This window comes from Bradyrhizobium sp. Pa8 (assembly GCF_052588265.1).
Genome location: NZ_CP176768.1, coordinates 89,495 through 108,872, shown reverse-complemented (window position 1 = coordinate 108,872; position 19,378 = coordinate 89,495). Strand labels below are relative to the sequence as shown.

Annotated in this window: 11 protein-coding genes and 7 pseudogenes; 8 read left to right on the top strand and 10 right to left on the bottom strand. The window is 58.6% G+C overall.

Annotated elements, in window-relative coordinates:
• Window positions 1-58 precede the first annotated feature (58 nt).
• Together ACKWRH_RS45755 and istA are read right to left on the bottom strand one after the other, a co-directional pair.
• A pseudogene (locus ACKWRH_RS45755) lies at window positions 59-298 on the bottom strand (IS3 family transposase); the annotation flags it as partial.
• Window positions 293-1,774, bottom strand: a pseudogene (gene istA / locus ACKWRH_RS45750) (IS21 family transposase); the annotation flags it as partial. The pseudogenes istA and ACKWRH_RS45755, both read right to left, overlap by 6 nt.
• Window positions 1,775-1,947: 173 nt before the next feature.
• Here istA and ACKWRH_RS45745 point away from each other — a divergent pair.
• The 6 genes and pseudogenes from ACKWRH_RS45745 to ACKWRH_RS45720 all read left to right on the top strand — a co-directional run.
• A pseudogene (locus tag ACKWRH_RS45745) lies at window positions 1,948-2,388 on the top strand (group II intron maturase-specific domain-containing protein); the annotation flags it as partial.
• A gap of 64 nt (window positions 2,389-2,452) precedes the next feature.
• Window positions 2,453-2,920 (top strand): annotated as a pseudogene (locus ACKWRH_RS45740) (transposase); the annotation flags it as partial.
• A gap of 1,617 nt (window positions 2,921-4,537) precedes the next feature.
• Complete coding sequence (gene sctV, locus ACKWRH_RS45735; RefSeq protein ID WP_445222844.1) at window positions 4,538-6,628, top strand: type III secretion system export apparatus subunit SctV; 2,091 nt, start codon at window positions 4,538-4,540, stop codon at window positions 6,626-6,628.
• Window positions 6,625-8,004, top strand: a complete 1,380-nt coding sequence (locus ACKWRH_RS45730; RefSeq protein WP_445222843.1) for an FHA domain-containing protein — start codon at window positions 6,625-6,627, stop codon at window positions 8,002-8,004. Before sctV ends, ACKWRH_RS45730 begins: the two co-directional genes overlap by 4 nt.
• A 222-nt stretch (window positions 8,005-8,226) precedes the next feature.
• Window positions 8,227-8,475, top strand: coding sequence for an EscF/YscF/HrpA family type III secretion system needle major subunit (locus ACKWRH_RS45725; protein WP_445222842.1), 249 nt, complete (start codon window positions 8,227-8,229; stop codon window positions 8,473-8,475).
• 185 nt (window positions 8,476-8,660) lie between these two features.
• The gene (locus ACKWRH_RS45720) at window positions 8,661-9,593 is read left to right on the top strand and encodes a LysR family transcriptional regulator (RefSeq protein ID WP_445222841.1); all 933 of its coding nucleotides are present in this window, start codon (window positions 8,661-8,663) and stop codon (window positions 9,591-9,593) included.
• A 205-nt stretch (window positions 9,594-9,798) separates the two neighbouring features.
• Here the strand turns inward: ACKWRH_RS45720 and ACKWRH_RS45715 are convergent.
• A protein-coding gene (locus tag ACKWRH_RS45715; RefSeq protein WP_439372663.1) for an IS3 family transposase occupies window positions 9,799-10,898 on the bottom strand; the annotation gives its coding sequence in 2 pieces (ribosomal slippage) (window positions 9,799-10,646 and window positions 10,646-10,898; 1,101 coding nt in all).
• 93 nt (window positions 10,899-10,991) lie between these two features.
• Here ACKWRH_RS45715 and ACKWRH_RS45710 point away from each other — a divergent pair.
• Window positions 10,992-11,746 (top strand): annotated as a pseudogene (locus ACKWRH_RS45710) (transposase); the annotation flags it as partial.
• A gap of 144 nt (window positions 11,747-11,890) precedes the next feature.
• Here ACKWRH_RS45710 and ACKWRH_RS45705 read toward each other — a convergent pair.
• A pseudogene (locus ACKWRH_RS45705) lies at window positions 11,891-13,028 on the bottom strand (IS3 family transposase).
• Window positions 13,029-13,118: 90 nt separating this feature from the next.
• Between ACKWRH_RS45705 and ACKWRH_RS45700 the strand changes: the two are divergent.
• Window positions 13,119-13,562: pseudogene (locus ACKWRH_RS45700) on the top strand (transposase family protein); the annotation flags it as partial.
• Between the two features lie 161 nt (window positions 13,563-13,723).
• On the opposite strand, the gene sctO reads toward ACKWRH_RS45700, so the two are convergent.
• The 6 genes from sctO to ACKWRH_RS45670 all read right to left on the bottom strand — a co-directional run bounded on the left by sctO (window position 13,724) and on the right by ACKWRH_RS45670 (window position 18,054).
• The gene (gene sctO / locus ACKWRH_RS45695; RefSeq protein WP_445222840.1) at window positions 13,724-14,158 is read right to left on the bottom strand and encodes a type III secretion system stalk subunit SctO; all 435 of its coding nucleotides are present in this window, start codon (window positions 14,156-14,158) and stop codon (window positions 13,724-13,726) included.
• The gene (gene sctN, locus ACKWRH_RS45690) at window positions 14,146-15,411 is read right to left on the bottom strand and encodes a type III secretion system ATPase SctN (RefSeq protein WP_445222890.1); all 1,266 of its coding nucleotides are present in this window, start codon (window positions 15,409-15,411) and stop codon (window positions 14,146-14,148) included. The genes sctO and sctN overlap by 13 nt, the downstream gene beginning before the upstream one ends.
• A gap of 104 nt (window positions 15,412-15,515) precedes the next feature.
• Window positions 15,516-16,130, bottom strand: coding sequence for a FliH/SctL family protein (locus ACKWRH_RS45685; protein WP_445222839.1), 615 nt, complete (start codon window positions 16,128-16,130; stop codon window positions 15,516-15,518).
• On the bottom strand, window positions 16,109-16,741 hold the full coding sequence (locus tag ACKWRH_RS45680; RefSeq protein ID WP_445222838.1) for a hypothetical protein: 633 nt from the start codon (window positions 16,739-16,741) through the stop codon (window positions 16,109-16,111). The genes ACKWRH_RS45685 and ACKWRH_RS45680 overlap by 22 nt, the downstream gene beginning before the upstream one ends.
• A gap of 19 nt (window positions 16,742-16,760) precedes the next feature.
• Window positions 16,761-17,594: a type III secretion system inner membrane ring lipoprotein SctJ gene (sctJ, locus tag ACKWRH_RS45675; protein WP_445222837.1), complete on the bottom strand. Its 834-nt coding sequence runs from the start codon at window positions 17,592-17,594 to the stop codon at window positions 16,761-16,763.
• Window positions 17,595-17,610: 16 nt separating this feature from the next.
• On the bottom strand, window positions 17,611-18,054 hold the full coding sequence (locus ACKWRH_RS45670) for an EscI/YscI/HrpB family type III secretion system inner rod protein (protein WP_445222836.1): 444 nt from the start codon (window positions 18,052-18,054) through the stop codon (window positions 17,611-17,613).
• Between the last annotated feature and the right edge of the window lie 1,324 nt (window positions 18,055-19,378).

Below are 19,378 nucleotides of genomic sequence, written 5' to 3'. Positions count from 1 at the left end.
CCTTTCGCTTTTGCATTCCAGTCATACGCGCTTCCCCAAATGTGGGGCGAGGCGCACGGTAGGTAAAGTCGGTCTGCCAGAGCTGGTTGATGGCGGTGGTCTTGTCCCTGAACTCGTTCGCTGCCTTGATCGCCACATAAGCCGGGCTGGTGATGAGGTCATGCGCCTTCAGCAGCCGATAGACCGACGCCTCGGAGACAAAATACTTCCGTTCGTCGGTGAACCGCACGGCCAGTTCGCGCGGCGACAGCTCCGGAACCTCCAGCGCTAAATCAATGATCCGGCCCCGCACATCGTCGAAGAGAGTGCGATCGAGACCGTTCTGGAGAATCGATCGGATGGAGGCGACGGAGCGCGCCTTGATGAGGATGCCGCGCCGGCAGGCCGCGTCGACGCGTTCGGCGCCGTAGCTTTTGGCCAGCGCCAGAATGCCGAGGCAGGTTCGAAAGCCCTGTTCTGGATGAGGCCGGGCTTCGATCACGGCCTGGAAGAACGCTGCAGTCGAAGGGCCGATCCGCTCGCCGGCGGCGATCACCGCGGCGGGGGTCCATTTGCCGTAGCGGCGATGGGCGCTGGGCATGTGGTCGGCGATGGTGGTGTGTCCGCGCCGGTTGGGGGCGCAGGCATGGCTGGCGATGCGCTCGCCCTTGTGAAAGAGTTCGACCGTCCGATCGTCGATGCGGGCATCGACCAGTTCGCCGATCAGACGATAGGGCGCGGAATACCAGTGGCCGTCGACCTCGACGTGATAGTCGGGAGCGACGCGGCAGCGCTTCCAGCGTGCGAAGGCATAAGGCTGGTTCGGCAGCGGGGTGAGCTTGGGGGCGTCGAGTTCGGCAAATAGTTCGGCCCGGCTGGAGCCAAAGCCACGCATCTGACGGGCATTGAGTTCGTCGACGAGTATTTTGATGGCGGCGTTCAGTTCGGCCCGGGAAAAGAAGCGCTGATTGCGCAGCCGCGCCAGAATCCAGCGCTGGGCGATTTGCACCGCGACCTCGACCTTCGCCTTGTCTTTTGGGCGCCGCGGCCGTGCGGCGAGGATGGCCGTAACGTAATGGCTCGCCATCTCGGCATAGGTACGATTGAGACCGGGATCATAACGGTCGGGGTTGCTGACGGCGGCCTTGAGGTTGTCGCATGCCACGAACGTCGGCGCCCCACCCAGAAAGGCGAACAGGTTGACGTGCGCCCGGATCCAGTCGGTCAATCCCTCGCTCGGGCAGGCCTCGGCGTAGGTGTAGTTGGAAGCGCCCATCGCCGCGACGAACAGCTTCATCGGCTGCACTTCCCCGGTCCGGGAATCGATGACGTCGATGGTATCGCCGGCGAAATCGACGAACACCTTCTCGCCGCCCAGATGGGTCTGCCGCATTGACGGCCGGGCCCGTCCCTTCCAGGCCTCGTAGGTCGTGCAGAACCAAGTGTACCCGAAACCGTCGGGATTGCCGGCGCGGTACTCCTCCCAGAGCAGGCGGCGGGTCACATTGCGCCGGCGCAGCTCCTTATCGACGTAGCTCCAGTCGGGAACGGGTCGCTGCGGGCTTTGCGACGCAGGCCGCGGGGCCGGGAAAAGCAAAAGCTCCAGGTCTTCATCGGTCATTCCTCCCGGCAGCGGCCAGCTCAGCCCGGCAGCACGGGCGCGGGTCAGGTCGCCATGCACGACGCCATTGCTGATGCCCAGGCTGCGCGCGATGGCCCGCTCCGGCAGACCTTGAACATGTTTTAGCCGAAGAACTTCTTTGATCCGGCGCATCGACAATCTCTGGGTAGGCATTGGGCTTCCTCGTTAACGACGAGGCCATCCCTAAGCCGGTTGAGTTGTCGGCCGAAGCGGTGCAAGGCTCCGAAAACCTTGCTCACGATCCCGCGAAATCGTTGCTCACGATCGTCTGAAATCTCTGCTCACGATCCCCTGAAATCCGTGCTCACGATCCCGCGAAACACGCACGAAGATTGTCGAAGGCCCTCTCTGGTGACCACGATCTTGCCAAGGTCGATATGGTGGACCGCCTGAACCGCCAACTGCGGGGCTGGGCGGCTTTCTACAAGTACACAGACTTCACTGCGACCACGTTCCGACACGTCGATCATGTCGTGTTCTGGAAAATGGCGCACTGGCTAGCGAGAAAGTATCGGAGCCGCATCAAGCCATTGATGCGGAGCTGGTATCGAGCACCAGTCGCTAGGCAGGCCAAGACCTGGTTTGTCCACGGGGTCAGTGAACGAGGCCATCGTGTCGGGAAAGCATTGCACCGATTGGTATCCAGTCCAAAGGGGCAGTTCCGATGGAGAAACCCGGAAGCAAATCCCTACATCTTCAGGGAGGAGCCCAGGAAGACCATCACCTCGCGATATCGGGATGTCGCAATGGCCATGGGCCAGACCTGAACGGAGAGCCGTATGCGCTGAAAGGTGCCCGTACGGTTCGGGGAGGAGAAGCGCTCATGCGCTTCTTACTCCATTTCCGATGCGACGTGGATTCGTCTACCTCGCGGCGGTCGTCGATGTGTTCAGCCGACGGGTGTTGGTCCATCGCGTATCGATCACGATGGAGACGATATTCTGCGTCGAAGCGCTCCAGGAGGCGTTGGCGAAGCACGGCAGGCCCGAGATCTTCAACACGGATCAGGGTAGCCAGTTCACCAGCCTCGACTTCACCGGCGTGCTGCTGGACGCGAACATCGCCATCAGCATGGACGGCAAGGGTGCCTGGCGCGACGACGTGTTCGTCGAGCGGCTGTGGCGCACTGTCAAATACGAGGAAGTCTATCTGCGTGCTTACGACAGCGTGCTCGAGGCGCGAGCATCGATTTCCAAATATCTGGCGTTCTACAACCGAGGACGTCCTCACTCGAGCCTTGACGAACGCACGCCCGACGAGGCTTACTTCGGCGCGCAAACGATGGTGACGGCCGTATGATCGTCGCCAACGACTTTGCTGCGGCTCTGGTCGGGCTTACGCCCTCCCGACGCCACAGCAAAATCGTAAAGCCCCGCCTTCAGCATAACCCGGCAGGAATCCACTTAATTTTCGCGGGGCGCTGTCCAAACAACCGGGGCCAGCTCTCTCGTCTGCTCATCGTCTCTCCTGCTTCGCGGGGCAATCTTGCCCGCCGTCAGGCAGAAACTCCACTTATCGCCCTGTTCAGATTTGCGGGACCGGCTCAATCGGCAACTACGTGACGTTCTTAATCGTCAGTGCAGCGCTACTAGCTCGCAAACCCGACCAACTGCGCAACTCACCGCGGTCTCGCCGGTGCGAATGGATACGACCCATCATTGTACCAACCGGGCGTCGACCTTACTATTAACCATATGCCGCCGATATGACGCCATGCTGACATTGTATTTGCGCCGAGCAGACGACCGAACTAGATATCTGAAAGGGCGATCGTTTGAAGCGGTCCTGCCAGTCGGCACGAGATCGTAGCGAAATGCTTACTGTCGTGGTCCGGCGCGTTGGATCTGATGCCGTATAGGCGCTTCGCATAGATACATGGCTTCTACGTATACACATCCGAATGTTGCAGCGGCGCAGGTCTCGCTGATGCGGTATTCTTGGCTTGCATCTTAAACGATGGCGTCGGAGCGAAGCAGATTGCGAAGGTACTCTTGTGATTGCGGCAGGCACTTGGGAGTGTGTGACGACCTCAACGGCGATTTCGGATGAATGGCTTGATAGGCCGTGCGTAGGCGCAATAATGCGCTGCACCGCAGAACCGACCGTCGATCCCGATGTCACTATCGCAAGTGATTGGCTGGAATGGATGCTGCTGGACCTCGTTCAAGACGATCCGTTCATCTGTGTCAAACCCAGGCGATGGTTGCTTCCCGGCCAGAGTAAGGACGCATCTGCGAGTATTTGGGCTAGCCACGCTCCACGAATCCGGACCGCATTTCCGCCGGTGCCGGACGCCACGCGCCTCGTGTGCGTCGCCGGTGCCTGGACTGGTGCTCCCAGCCTCATCGGCCCACTTCAGAAAGCCAATGTTACGGCAGCGAGCACCGTCCTCGGAGCAGAGGTCTTCACATTCGCTGCGCATGTTGCACTGCTACAGCGACCGACCGTCGAGCTGAAGTCGGCGATCGACACTTCTGAGGCGCCGATCGCGCGTAGTGCGTTGCCTCCGCGTTGCGAAATTGACGGGAGGCGCATGAGTCTGTTCAGTCTAGAAGCATGTTGTGAAGCCTGGCCGTATCGTGATCCACGACGCGCTCGCCGTGTTCAATCATGCAGAGCGCAATCGGATTCTGTTCGATATTCCCTTCCGATGGCAGAGCCGCCCATCAGTCCCGACAAGCGCGATGCACCGATCGATTCTTGCATACCTCTACGGTATGGATGGCCACCATCCCGAGTTTGCTGTAAGCAGCAGATTGCAACGAAACCGCTACGCCAAGAAGCAATTTCAGCCACGCGACAAAGAGCGCCGATTCTGGGTGCTGCGGGTGTTGGTCGAAGCGAGGTCTGTCAACAGATGTTCGGATCACCAATGCCGGACGCGGTGCTACAGGGCAAGCCGCATAGGTGGCCAGTGTGACCCGTCTCGGGAAAATCTTGACGGGCGCGACCGGCCGCAATGATATTGTTCTCGCGGCGCTGTTGATCACGATCATTTTCTTGATGATCATTCCACTACCGCCAGTCCTTATGGACGTGCTGCAGGCCCTCAATCTAGGAATCTCAGCTCTCCTTCTGATGGTGGCAGTTTATATTAGATCACCCCTCGCATTCGTCTCTTTCCCGTCGGTGCTGTTGTTGACGACGCTCTTCCGCCTGTCGCTTGGTATCGCCGCGACACGCACTATCTTGCTGCATGCGGACGCTGGCCAGATCATCAAGACCTTCGGCGACTTCGTGGTGGCCGGCAACCTCGTAGTGGGCGCGGTCACCTTCCTGATCATGACAATTGTGCAGTTCGTCGTGGTCACCAAGGGATCTGAGCGAGTGGCCGAGGTCGCTGCACGCTTCTCGCTGGATTCGATGCCGGGCAAACAAATGAGCGTTGATGGCGACTTGCGTGCCGGCAGCATTGATATCCTAGAGGCCCGTCGGCGCCGCGTTGCGATCGAGCGCGAGAGTCAGTTGTATGGTGCCATGGACGGCGCCATGAAGTTCCTCAAGGGTGACGCCATCGCGGGCTTGATCAGCATTGCTGTGAACATCGTCGGCGGGATCACGATTGGTTCACTTCAAAAGGGAATGGGACTGTACCAGGCGCTCGAGGTCTATGCAATTCTGACCATCGGCGATGGGCTCGTCAGTCAGATACCGGCTCTCTTCACCGCGATCACCGCAGGCTTCATCGTCACGAGAGTCAATGATGAGGATAAAGGCGCGGATCTAGGCAATGCTATTGGCGCCGATGTCAGCGCACAGCCACGTGCCTTGATCGTTGGATCATTCATTCTCCTCCTGTTTTCTTTCGTGCCAGGCTTTCCAATGGCGATCTTCATGATCCTGGCAGTAGCGATTGGGGGCGGTGGCTGGCAACTGGAGCGCATTCGGCGGCCCTCATCTCGGACATTGGGTCGCTCGCCAACCCGAAGAGGTATCTTAACGGTACCGGACGAGCCGGCTGAGAGAAGCGGAACAGCCGATGATGGCATCACGTTCACCGTACCGCTGATGATCGACATTGGTCACGACGTTCAGGCGATGATCCAGCGCAATCTATTAAATGAGGAGTTGGCGAACGTGCGGCAGGCACTCCTTCTTGATCTCGGTGTGCCTCTTCCAGAGATCAATGTACGGGTCAACGACAGCTGCAAGGATGGAACGTACACCATCATGGTGAATGAAATGCCTTATGGTGAAGGACGACTGTTGTCACAACATGTTTTGGCGCGCGATACCCCTGAGAACCTCGAGACTATGGGCATTCCATTTGTGTTGGACAGGTCTTTTCTGCCTGAGATCGAGGTAGTCTGGGTAGGCACTGCACATCGTGAGTCGTTGCGAGCTGCCAGCATCCCATTCTTCGAACCGAATCAGATACTTGGCTACCATGTTAGTCACGTTCTGCGCAGGCGCGCCGACGAGTTCATCGGCATCCAGGAAACAAAAAGCCTTCTGACCCGCATGGAAGCGCCCTTTCCAGACCTCGTAAAGGAGGTGCTGCGTTCAGCATCTCTGCAGAAGATTTCCGAGGTCTTGCAGAGACTGATCGCAGAAGACGTTTCGTTGCGTAACATGCGCACCATCCTCACGGCACTGGTCGCATCGGCACAAAATGAGAAGGACACCGTCATGCTGACCGAGCATGTGCGTTGTGCGCTCAAACGGCAAATCTGTTTCCAATACTGTATCGGGATAAACCTGCTACCAGCCTACATTCTCACGCCGGAAGTGGAAGATACGGTGCGGAATGCAATTCGGCAGACGTCTGCTGGCAGCTATCTCGCCCTCGACGTGCGGACAACACGTCAGATCAATGACAAGGTACGAGAGGTGTCGGGCAACTTCGACCAGCAGCCGCACAAGCCGGTGCTGCTAACGTCGATGGATATACGTCGATATGTCCGTATGATTATCGAAGCCGAGTTCCACAGAATTCCAGTGCTCTCCTATCAGGAGCTTACCCCCGAGACTTCTGTGCAACCACTGGGAAGGATATCGTTGCGATGAGGAACGCGAAAAGAGAGCAGGATATTCTGACAGATGATCAGACCAAATTCGCCTTGCGCGTGCTATCGGGTCCCAACCGGGGTGCTGAGACATCGCTGGACGAGGGAGTCTGGCTGATCGGTAGCCATGAAACCGATGACCTCACCTTCGCCGATCCGGAACTAGTTGGTTCACATCTTCGCATAGTCATCGAGCAGACAAGGATCCAGGTTACTGCGCTTGCACCGGGCGTGCTTATCGGCGGCCGGCATTGCGTGGCAGACAATTCGACGGTCCTCGATCCTTTCACTCCGGTCGAGGTTGGGAGGACGATCTTCAGTATAGGTCCGGTCGGATGCAGCTTTCCCGACGCAGACTCTGTGGTCGAACGCAAGAGGCGAAATGCGAAGCGTCTCCCCTCCGCTTCCAAAAGACCGTTGGCCTTAGACGGCCGAGAAACAGGACTTGCGATTGCCTCGATACGCCGGCGGTTTTGGCTCGGCGTGGTGGCTTGCGGCCTGCTGCTCATCATGTATGGGACTTGGATGGGGATAGCGCGGATTTCCTCTTTCACCACGGGCGCCGTTCTGGGTACTGAGCAGATCAAAATCGCGAAAGGTATCCTACGCGATTTGACCGCACGCGACGTCAGTATCACGTCCGCCGACAAGAAGCTGGTTATCGACGGCGACCTGCGACCTAGAGAGGATACTAAGCCTGGAATCCCACCGCGCGACGTCGGGCAAGGAGCTGCCGTCATATCCAAGCAACCGTCCCCGACCACTTTGCCGGACGCCAAGCTTGTTGACCTCGCCGCGACTGTGATCCGCGGACTCGACATCGAGGGCAATATTCACGTGGGAGGTGCCGGAGAGATATCAGTAACAGGATACGCCTCGAGCAATGCAAAGGTCGAAGCGGCTCTTCGTCGCTTGCAGCAGGATATCCCGGGGCTACGCAAGGTTGATGACGCGATCGTAACACCAGAACGCGCCCGCGCCTTTCTGGAGACAGCGACAACAAGCGAACTGCGCCGCTCAATTCGCATCTCAACCACGCCTGACGCAGTAATCGTTTCGGGAACGCTAACCCCGCCTACTCTCAACGAATGGCAGAGCGTTGCTTCCCGGTTCGAGGAGAGGTTCGCGCCCCGGATCCGGCTCGAGATGCATTGCTCGCTAATGGTATTACCGACCGCGAGAGGTGTACACCTCGGCGGCACTCCGTTCATCGTCCTTCAGAACGGTACGCGCCTAAGAGTTGGCGACAATATCGACCACATCGGCAGGATCGTTGTCATTGATCGCGAAGGAATGCTCGTGCGCATAGGAGAGTCTGAAGTGCGTATTCTCTATGCGAGCAAACCGGGATGGATTGAAGAGGAGGATCAGGGGTGAGTGAAAGTGTGTTTGTGCTTGAGCTGCAGAAACGGCTACTCGATGACATCGATGGCACACACAGGTTCTCTCTTGAGAGAGACTTCAAGAGCTGGCGTGACTCATTGAGGCGTGACATCAATGCTGGCGTCACGAGGGATCGTTTCAAAGCTTTGCAGGGCTTACTTGATGCAATAGACGCCGCAACAGAGGTTGTTCGCGCGACGTGGATGCACCATCACGATGGATCGTCTTCTAGTTTGGACAGGTAAAATGGACTTCAGAAGTATAAGTGGATCTATTGGTAGATCTGTTGAGGCATCGGAACGCAACGTGAGAGCGCACATGGCAACCATGAATCCGGACGACACTATGGATCAGCTTCGGCTTCAGCTCTCAATGAACACGCACACTACACTCCTGAGTTTGAATTCTGCGATTATCAAGGTGGTCCACGAGGCTCTCAATGGCATTATCCGGAACATTGCCTAAGCGGTGTAGGTTAGCTCCCTTCAGTTTGGCGCCTCTGTCGGCCGGCAGCGCATTGGTGCGGGGCTCGTTTCTAGTGCTGCGCGTTTTCCCGCCAAACCTCGGGATTGCCAACTGCCGACAGCGCGTGCGACAGGCCTCACCAACCAGAAGCAGAACCGGCTATAGTTGACTTCAGGCGGAATTTGATGTTTTCGAGCTTTTTACAACTCCGGCACCTCCGCTATTTCATGAGCATCGTGGATGCTGGTAGTTTTTCCCGGGCTGCGACCACAATCCACGTGGCGCAGCCGGCTTTAAGTCAACAGATTGCTGCCTTGGAAGCCGAGCTGGGCGTCTCGCTATTGCACCGCAGCGCACGCGGCATTCGCCCGACACGCGAGGGCCACGTGCTTTATCGTGAGGCCGTGTCCATCCTTCAGCAGGTGGAACAACTGCCCAGCGTCGTCCGCTCCACGACAGGAGAGCCGGAAGGTTTGGTAAGGCTCGGCATGTCCTCGGTGCTCGCCGCATCGTTTGGCTGTGCGTTTGTCGACGCTTGCCGGACGGCGCTGCCAAAAGTGCACCTCCGTCTAGTTACAGGTGACTTTCTCCGCATCAGGCCACTCATCGCATCACGCGCCCTCGACATCTGTGCCGTGTTCGAGGATGAGCCCACCCAAGGCTTTGCCCGCCAGCCGCTGTTTCATCAGCGACTTCATTTGATCCGTCCCCCCAACTCAAAAGATGTCGCGTCCTTTGTTTCGCTCGAGGGGCTGGCCGAAATTCCTCTTGTCCTGCCGACACGGCCTAACACAGTTCGCAACGCATTGGACCGAACGTTTGAAGTAGCCGGCGTGATCCCGAACTGCATCGTCGAGGTCGACACCTTTGCTACTGCGCTCTCGTTCGTCAAGGGCGGCATTGCCAATGCGATCATTCCCAAGGACGACGTCTCGGATTTTCCAGGCCATGAAGATCTGAGGCCGATCGTCATAGATCCACCGATTCATGTAACAGCATGCCTCATCTCCGCCGGGGACCTCTCCTCCGCCGCTGAAGCCGTAAGCGGCTTGCTGGTCGCGCAGGTGGAAAATGTGCGTCAGAATGGGCTCATGGCGGATGTCAGCTTATTGCCATAGCTAGCCATAACGATGAAAAGCTTGTTAGCAGTGCCGGCGGTCAGTTTGGAAGCCTCGCCAAGTCAAGGTGGCACTTTCGCGCCAAGTCGGTGTAGACCGATTGACCTGAGCCCCTGAACTTCCTCCAAAATTGGGTAGAGTCCGTCACCTTGTGAAACGCTCCCCAAAACTAGGCCAGCTGGAGCTGGAATTTTCCGGGTTCGGCTCATGCCGGCGGGGGCGCCGATGAGCCATTCAACAGCGATATCGGCGCCTTGTTGCCAATCGCGCTGTGTGGGCGGACTTCGTTGTAGTCTCTACGCCAATCCTCCATTTTCTGCCGAGCGTCGTCAAGACCGAGGAACCAGTGCGTGTTCAGGCATTCGTTTCTGAACTTGCCGTTGAAGGATTCGATGAAGCTGTTGTCCGTCGGCTTGCCCGGCCTGGAGAAGTCGAGAACGACATTCTTCTGGTAAGCCCAGATGTCGAGATCGCGGGAGACGAACTCCGACCCCTGGTCGACGCGAATGGTCTTGGGGTAGCCGACGGTTTTGCACACGCGTTCCAAAGTCAGCACGACATCCTCGCCTCGATAGCTGAAGCGCGGATCGACGGCTGGAGAGAAGCGACTGAAGATATCGACAATGGTAAGCACACGAATCTTGCGACCGGTGGCGAGCTGGTCATGAACGAAGTCCATCGCCCAGGTCTCATTGATTTGACCTGCTTCCATCCTATCCTCGCGTAGCTTGGCCTTCACACGACGCTTCGGCGTTTTGTTGCGCAATTGCAGGCGCAACTCCCTGTAAAGGCGATAGACACGTTTGACGTTGACTGCCCAACCGTCACGTTGCAGCAGGACATGGACGCGGCGGTAGCCGTATCTCACCCGCGTCTCGCAGATGTCCTTGATCCGATTTTTGAGGGCGGCCTGGTCACCGCGCTTCGACTTGTAGACGTAAAGTGCGCGATCGATACGAAGGGTCGAACAGGCCCGCCTGATCGACACCTTCCAGTCACTCCGCACCTTGTCGACAAGCTCCCGCTTGCGGCCAGGCCTCAGAGCTTTTTTGAGAGCACGTCCTGCAGCATGGCCTTGTCCAAGGACAGGTCGGCGACAATCCGCTTCAGCTTGGCATTCTCCTCCTCAAGCTGGCGCAGTCGCTTCATCTCGGAGGGCATCAGCCCCGCATACTTCTTCTTCCAATTGAAATACGTCGCCTGACTGATCCCGGCCTTGCGGCAGACCTCCGCCACCGCCGCCCCATCTTCCGCCTGCTTCAAAACGAACGCGATCTGCGCTTCCGAAAACTTCGATGCCTTCATGGAACTCTCCTCGTCCCGGTGGGATCTTAATTGGAAAATTCCAGTTCAGACTGGCCTCATTTGGCGGGAGCAGGTCAGTTGAGGGAGACGGAGATGAAGCAGTCGAGGTTCACGGAAGAGCGGATCATTGCGATCCTGCGGGAGCAGGAAGCGGGGTCGAAGACGGGAGATGTTTGCCACAAGCACGGGATCAGCAGCGCGACGTTCTACAAATGGAAGGCCAAGTATGGTGGCCTGGACGTATCAGAAGCTCGGCGCCTAAAGGTCCTTGCCGACGAGAATGCGAAGCTGAAGAAGCTGTTGGCCGAGGCGATGCTCGATAACGCCATGCTAAAGGACCTCAATTCAAAAAAATGGTGACGCCCGTCGCCAGACGGCAGGCTGTGGCTTACCTTTGTTCAAGTTTTCAGGTCAGTCAGCGGCGGGCGTGTGAAGTGATTGGGGCTGATCGGTCCACGGTTCGCTATCTCAGTCTTCGATCTGACGATACGACCATTCGCGTCCGCCTGCGCGATTTGGCGTCGGTACGCCGGCGCTTTGGCTATCGCCGTCTGCTTCTCATGCTCCGCAGTGAAGGCGTGCTTATCAACCACAAGAAGCTGAGGCGGCTGTATGCCGAGGAGCGGCTGCAGGTTCGCCGTCGAGGTGGACGTAAGAGAGCTCTCGGAACACGGGTTCCAGTGGAGTTGCCGCAGGGACCGAACCAGCGCTGGTCACTGGATTTCGTCAGCGACACGCTGACCGACAGCCGACGCTTTCGTATCCTGGCTGTCGTTGATGACTTCACCCGGGAATGCATCGCATTGGTGGCCGACACGTCGTTGTCGGGGATCCGGGTGGGTCGTGAGAGCTGGCCCCGGTTGTTTGGACAGTGCCCCGCGGAAATTAAGTGGATTCCTGCCAGGTTACACTGAATGCGGGGCTTTGCGATTTTGTCGTTGCGTCGGGAGGGCGTAGCCCGACCAGAGCAACGACAAAATCGTCGGCGACGGTCATGCGGCCATCACCATCGCTTGCGTGCCGAAGTAGGCCTCGTCGGGGGTGCGTTCGTCAAGGCTCGAGTGCGGGCGTCCCTGATTGTAGAACGCCAGATATCTGGAGATCGATGCTCGCGCCTCGGACACGCTGTCGTAGGCGCGCAGGTAGACTTCCTCGTATTTGACCGTGCGCCAGAGCCGCTCGACGAACACGTTGTCGCGCCAGGCGCCCTTGCCGTCCATGCTGATGGCAATCTTTGCGTCCAGCAGCACACTGGTGAAGTCGAGGCTGGTGAACTGGCTGCCCTGATCCGTGTTGAACATCTCGGGCCTGCCGTGCTTCGCCAGCGCCTCCTGGAGCGCTTCGACGCTTCGACGCAGAACACCGTCTCCATCGTGATCGATACGCGTTGGGCCAGGACCCGCCGGCTGAACACATCGACGACCGCGGCGAGGTAGACGAAGCCACGCCGCATCGGAACGTAGCTGATGTCCATGGCCCAGACCTGGTTCGGCCGCTCGATCTTCAATCCGCGCAACAAATACGGGTAGATCTTGTGGCCCAGCCCGGGCTTGCTCGTATTCGGCCGACGATAGATCGCCTCGATCCCCATGCGCTTCATCAGCGTCGCGACGTGGCGGCGGCCAATCTGCGCGCCCTCACGCCGCAACAGCGATCGCAGCATGCGTGCCCCCGCGAAAGGATAATCGAGGTGCAGCTCATCGAGCCGACGCATCAAGGCAAGGTCCTCGGCCGAAACCGGCCGAGGTTCATAGTAGACCGTGCTGCGGGCGAGGTTCAGGACCTTCGCCTGGCGCACAACAGGCAGATCATGGTCGCGGTCGATCATCGCTTTGCGCTCAGCAGCCCCGCCTTGGTGAGCGCGCCGGACAAAAAATCGTTCTCCAACGCAAGCTCGCCTATCTTGGCATGAAGCGCCTTCAAATCGACCGACGCCTCGGCCAATCCCTTGTCCTGCCCAAACACGCCGGCGGCGCCTTCCAGAAGCTGGGTCTTCCAGGTCGTGATCTGGTTCGGATGAACATCAAACTGTTGCGCCAGCTCGGCCAGCGTCTTCTCTCCCTTCACGGCAGCCAAAGCGACCTTCGCCTTGAATGCCGGAGAATGCGTCCGGCGACTCCTCTTCGTCATCTTCGCTCCTGATTCGCGGCAAGAAGCCTCGCCGCTGTCAGGCAGAAAATCCACTCAAGCTACTGTCCGAATTTGCGGAGCCAGCTCTGTGAGCTCGATGCCGCGATCGCCCGACGAGGCCGCCCAACGATGATCGTCAGCGACAATGGGACCGAGCTCACCAGCATGGCCATCCTGCGTTGGTCGCAGCTCACCCGGATCGAGTGGCATTACATCGCGCCAGGCAAGCCGCAGCAAAATGCCTTCGTGGAAAGCTTCAATGGACGACTGCGCGACGAGCTGTTGAACGAGACGCTGTTCTCGTCAATCGATCATGCTCGGGAGCTGCTTGCCGAATGGCAGGACGATTACAACACCGTGCGTCCGCACACCGGGATCGGCAACCTGCCGCCATCAACTTACGCCAGGCTAACAGCGCCCGACATGCAACGGGACGGGACGCTGCGCCGTGTCGAGGGCTCCGCGCCCCATCCCGTTGCATCACCGAGCGACACAGGCTCAAATGACCAAAGGATTCTTCCCATCGCTGGATGATCTTTGGGGCTCAGGCCACGATCGGCGACGCGCAAAGGATACTCGGACGGCGGCCCGGTTGGCCAGCAAACGGTGTTCAGTTCTATAAGGTCGAAAAGGTCGCTGACCAGCCGGATCGCTCCTTTGAAAACCTCCGTGAGAGATACACAAAGTTAGAGACTCTATTCCTCCTCCATCAGAGAGCCGGCTTGCAAGGCTCGAAGCAAAGTGTTGCATTTGTTGAACTCCCAATGCGCCTCCCGCACCGCGTTGTACGCTTCCTCACGTGCCTGCTGGGCCTGCTCGACTTTGGTCCGTGTCTCCTCAAGACGCCTTTTGAGCAGTCGTTCGTGATCACGCAGTGAGACGATCTCCGCCTTCATCTCCTCAAGGTTTTTGAGAGCGACAGTTTCGCCGATCAGTGTATCGTATAACGTGTCTTCCCGACGGGGCCAGTCCTGCTGCCATGCACGAAGTTCTGTCAGGGCCACATCGAAATCCGCGGTCGCATTGTCGAGAGCTAAGTGACGCGCTCGAAGCGCGTCTTCGGCACGGCGACGCCGCAATTCTCTCAACTTGATCAGTTGATGTGTGGCCTTGAGAGTTACGCCAGACACGCGGCAAGCTCATGAAGCATCGTGTCGAAGTCACTCTGTTCATCTGTCGGTTGTCGCAGGAAGGCGAGTATATCGTCTATCTTGGCGATAGCCGTATCAGCCAATGAATCGGCTCCTTTCTTGTATTCGCCGACGCGTATCAATAGTTCCACCTCTTGGTATTTGGCTAACAGCTCCCGCAGCGCACCTGCCAACGTCTCATGCTGGGTCGACACGATGGTGCTCATCACACGGCTGACACTCGTGAGAATGTCAATAGCGGGATAGTGGTTCGACATCGCCAAGGTGCGTGAGATCACAATATGTCCATCCAGGATGGAACGGGTTTCATCGGCTACGGGTTCGGTCATATCATCGCCCTCTACGAGCACGGTGTAGAACGCGGTTATCGATCCGCGGTCGTTGTTTCCGGCGCGTTCCACGAGCTCCGGCAGGGCCGCGAACACCGATGGTGGAAAGCCACGCCGTGTGGGTGGTTCACCGGCCGCTAAACCGATCTCCCTCTGCGCTCGCGCAAAGCGAGTGAGCGAATCCATGAGAAGCAGAACACGCTGGCCTTGATCTCGATACCATTCAGCAATTGCCGTCGCCGCATAGGCCGCCTTCACCCGCTCCATACAGGAACGATCGGAGGTCGAAACGACGAGAACCGATCTCTGTCGTGCTTCTGCGCCAAGATTGTGTTCGATGAACTCCTGCACCTCTCGGCCACGTTCGCCAATCAGCGCTATCACTGTCACATCAGCCGCTGCGCTCCGCGCCAGCATCGACAGCAGTGTACTCTTGCCGCCGCCCGCCGCGGCAAAGATTCCTATTCGCTGGCCCTCCCCGCACGTCAAAAGGCCGTCGATCGCCCGTATACCGACCGGAAGAACGCGATCGATGATGCGCCTGGTCAAGGGAGCCGGGGCCTTACTATGAACCGGCACGCGGGCTTCTGGAAGCAGGGGCCCATGGGTGAGTGTGTCGAGAGGGTGGCCGAGACCGTCAATTACCCGGCCGAGTAGGGTCGAGCCCGCGGGCACCATCAGAGGCTCTCCTATCGGAACTACCTCGGTGAGCGTAGAAAGCCCCCGCATTTCCCCAAGCGGTGTCAGAATGGCGATGTCGCGCTCAACGCCGACAATTTCTGCCGATAATTCGAAGTTGTTCTCCGGATTGCGGAGTGTGCACAGATCGCCGATGCGGGCACCAGGGGCAGTCGCCCGGATGATCGTTCCGACGATCTGAAGGACTCGACCGCGGACGTGCATGGTCGATGTCTGCGCAACCACCCTGTTAGCAAGCTGGAAGAAGCAGTCGATGTTGTCGTAGCAAATTGAGCTTACTACCGTCGGCGGCTCGGCTGGCTCGGACATTACTTCACTAGCCCGCGTAGGCTGTTTTCGATCGACATCATCTGGCTTTCGATCGTGGCGTTAACCAGTCCAGCATCGGTCTCAAGGATGCACCCGGCATCTTTTACGCGCGGGTCAGCAATTAGCTCGACCACGGCGCGCGATGTCGCCATCGGGAGCATCTCGTCCAACCGTTTGCGAACCATCTCGACATGCGCCGGCGCCACGCGCATCCGGATGAGAGCGCTATGGCCCACGAACTTCAGACTGCGCAACGCGATCTGCACCGCCGCCTCATCCGGTTCAATGGTATCGAGTACCCGACGTGCGATCTGCAAGCCCATGTCAACGATCCGCTCTTTACTCTGCTCCATAATCCGCAGAGACGCCGCGGCGATTGCGATCAAACGTTGCTCGATCGTTGCTTGCGCCGCTGCTAGGCCGGCCTCGTTAGCCGCTGTCTCAATCATATTCGCGGACTCGCGCGCCGCATCAACGAGCGCATCCCCCTCCCGCCGCGCCTGACTGAGCAATTGCTCGGCATCCATTATCGCCTGAGCGCTCGCCGCCGGCAGGATTCGCCCTGGGCCGAGGATGCTGACCGTTCCGGACGTCAGTTGAACCAATGCGACCATGTTGGCATCGTCATGCGAAGGAGGCGCCGCATTGCACGAAAGGCATCATCGCCAGCACCGTCGTTACGGCAGGCATCCGCCACCGCCATCCAGATCGGTGCCGGGTAGCGCAAGCGTAGCCTGGTTAGCAGCACTTGTGGGATGTCACCCATCGCAAGTCCGAACATCGTCGCACCGCACTGGAGCAAAACATTGGGCGCGGTCGGCATCTCGGAAGCGCCGATTGCAGACATTAATGCGACGGTCGGCCGCGGCAGCAGTGTAGCATGCGAAGCGAATGCGAAGGCCCCTGCTCCAAGGATGGTGCGTGCCGCGACAACGTCGGCCTTCCGAACAAAACGGGTGAGGCTGGGCACACCAGTCCAGACCCCGGCTAGGGACATGAGGCGCACGGCGTCCGGCGCCGGTAGAAATGCGAGCCGGGCTCGTGGTGCGTGGCTAGCAGAAACAATCGCGGGTGCATCCTTAGTTTGGGCGGTGAGCAGCCATCGTCCAAGTTTGACACGGATGAACGGGTCCGCCTGAACGAGGTCCAACGGAATCCATTCGGGCAAATCACTTGCCATGGTGACGTCGAGATCGGCGGCCGGATCGACGATGCAGCGCATCATCGCTCCGGCCCACGGTTTATCAAGCCATTCTTCTGATATCCCCGCTGAGCTCGTCGCGACCATAGTTGGACTGTTCGCTTCGCTTGATCTGATCATCTGCTATACCGGTTGTTCGGTTAAAGCGCCGCCGCCACAGGAGAACGGCGAGCGCAGCATTGCAGGTTAGCGATAGCACTGCGCCGCCTGCGAGCCATGTTGAGAGGTGGGACGGGTGGCTACCTTCTGTTGCCAAGGCTGCCGCATCCATTGGCCGCAGCCCGGTATTGTCCTGATTTGCCTCTACAAGAGCAACTGAAACCCGATCGTAGGACAGCCCAATCAAGCTATTTGCGACCAGCTCCTTGATCTTTGGAACGATCTGATCGATCGGAGCGTCAGGCCTGTAACGGACAAGCACAGCAGCAGTTGACGCAGGGGGCGGGTTACAATCGTCATTCGTGTTTTCGGGTAAGACGGCATGGACGCGGGCATTAAGCACGCCATCGATATTGGACAGAGTCTGCGACAGTTCCTGCGTAATACCATAAAGGTAGCGGGCGCGCTCCTCTGTTGGCGATGAGATCATGCCTTCCTTCTTAAAGAGAGAGCCCATGTCGGCGAAACGATCGCGGGGCCACCCGGCGCTATCCAATACTTTCATTGCACGGGGCACGTCGTTTGTTGGCACCACTAGGGAGGCCGTGCCGCTGTTGCCTGTCGTCCGTTCGGCGGGAATGCCTTGACGCATGAGCAACGCAAGCATTTCGTTAGCCTCGCGCGCCGAAAGGTTGCGATAGAGCTCGATTGTCGATCCGCAGCCCACCAGCGTGAATAGCGCGACAAGTGCTACCGTCTGCTTCAATGCAAATGCCACGCCCGCCCATCGTCGTTCATTGGCTTTTCAGGAAAGTGTCGAGATTCTGGGTAACCCTTCCAACCACCTTGGCCGCAATGTCGTACTTCAGGGTCATAGCTGATAGCGCGAGCTGCACATTCAGCCACTCGGCGGAATGGAGCTGCCCCGAATTGATGCCTTCTACGGCTGTGCGAGCGGCTTCCATGGTTTGGGCAAAGCTGCCGTCCAGTTCGTCCATGTCACTAAGAATACCATCGGATATGCGAGGCGCGCTCGCTCCGCGCTCCTGTTCGGGCAGCCCATCGCCAGCCACGATCAGTGCTCCGTCGCCTGATTGCGACGGCACAGGTCGCTCAAGTGCGGCACGAAACGCCTCGACGGACTCAGCCGAGACATTCAATCTGGGCGAACTGGGCGGCGTCTCCGTCGCCAAAATGGTGGTGCCTACCTGCGGCAGAATACTACTCACGCTGCTCATCAAATGTCGTTCCTGCAGTGTGTGCCGTCGCGGTTGCGCCCAACGCTGTAAGAAGGCCGTCGGCAGCGGGGTCGCCGCTTGGCGGACGTCTCAGTATCGCATCGCGTTCGCTTGAGTGTCCAGCGAGCTCTAGAGTCAGCGCCTGAAACGCTATCCCATATGCGTCATTCGCGTAGGCAAGAGGACGAAGGCGTTCCAGCGCGGCCTCCATATCGCCTGCCGTCAGATCGGCAAGCGCGTAGGCAATGACGCACTCCCGACTGCCTGGTGCAATTACCTCAAGTCCCTTCGCAATCCGCCTTGCCCGCACGACGTCGTTTGTAATACAAGCCAAGAATGCCGCCTCAGCGAGGCATCGCTGGAGGCCGATGCAACTGTCGGATGTCACGGGAGTAGACGCTCGATGCATCTGTGCCGAGCTCTTGTTTCTGACCGCGTTAGCCGTCGTTTGTCGATATACATCCATAATTGGTCGTTTACCTCACACGCAAACAGGCGGGGTCAAACCCAAGCCGAAGTCGCTGTGCCGCTGACAGATCTTGCGGCCAGGGTCTCATATCGCACCAGATCCGATGCCGTTGCCCCCGACGGTCAGCATTCGATACGATCCTCTGTCAAGGCATGCCCACTGCGAGCGGTCAACTCTCACGGAAATCTAGTGCTGCTGCCCGCTCGGCACAAATATAATGCCGGAATGGAATCATATCGGATGCATATGGGTCATGGATGTGCCTGCGCCCCATCGCCCGGTCCCACAGTTTGAGCCGCGGGCTGGCCTTCCGCTCAGCAGCCGTCAATGAGCTTGTAGTGTTACCGCATCGAGCCGGGAATGGCCCTCCGCCCCGCAAGCCATCAAGCCTACTCACAGGTGTGCACTCATTCGGAGGAGGCACACGGAGCGAGCCGCTTAACGTAACGACATAGACATAAGCGTCTGCTCGGCGGCGCCCTCTGCACCATCTAACTCAATAGCTGACCGATAGCGCCATGCGCCCCTGGATGGTTCACTGGGCCCTGGCGCCGAGACGCACTGATCTATCACGGACGCCGATGTCTCCATAGCGGTCAAGTATTTTGCGCCTTCCCCCGCCTCGTGTAGTGAAGCGTGCAACGTTTCATCCGTGTAGCAACTCAGAGATGACGTCAGACCCACTGCGGGCAAATTCCCCGTCAGCAAAAAAAGATTGGCAAATGGCATCATCGGCAAACGACGTCCTTTCAGTCGCCTCGCCGCACCGCTTCCGAGAGTGCTTGTTTGGTGCGTGCCTTGCGCCGGCTGATCTTGCAAACGCCACAGTTGCATCGGCATAGGGACCTTAGGAGC

Bases quoted from the DNA above. Each gene is read 5' to 3' on its own strand.
- ACKWRH_RS45730 (WP_445222843.1), top strand. From the start codon at position 6,625: ATGAGGAACGCGAAAAGAGAGCAGGATATTCTGACAGATGATCAGACC.
- ACKWRH_RS45725 (WP_445222842.1), top strand. From the start codon at position 8,227: ATGGATCGTCTTCTAGTTTGGACAGGTAAAATGGACTTCAGAAGTATA.
- ACKWRH_RS45720 (WP_445222841.1), top strand. From the start codon at position 8,661: ATGTTTTCGAGCTTTTTACAACTCCGGCACCTCCGCTATTTCATGAGC.
- sctN (WP_445222890.1), bottom strand. From the start codon at position 15,411: ATGCACGTCCGCGGTCGAGTCCTTCAGATCGTCGGAACGATCATCCGG.
- ACKWRH_RS45685 (WP_445222839.1), bottom strand. From the start codon at position 16,130: ATGGTCGCATTGGTTCAACTGACGTCCGGAACGGTCAGCATCCTCGGC.
- ACKWRH_RS45680 (WP_445222838.1), bottom strand. From the start codon at position 16,741: ATGATGCGCTGCATCGTCGATCCGGCCGCCGATCTCGACGTCACCATG.
- ACKWRH_RS45670 (WP_445222836.1), bottom strand. From the start codon at position 18,054: ATGAGCAGCGTGAGTAGTATTCTGCCGCAGGTAGGCACCACCATTTTG.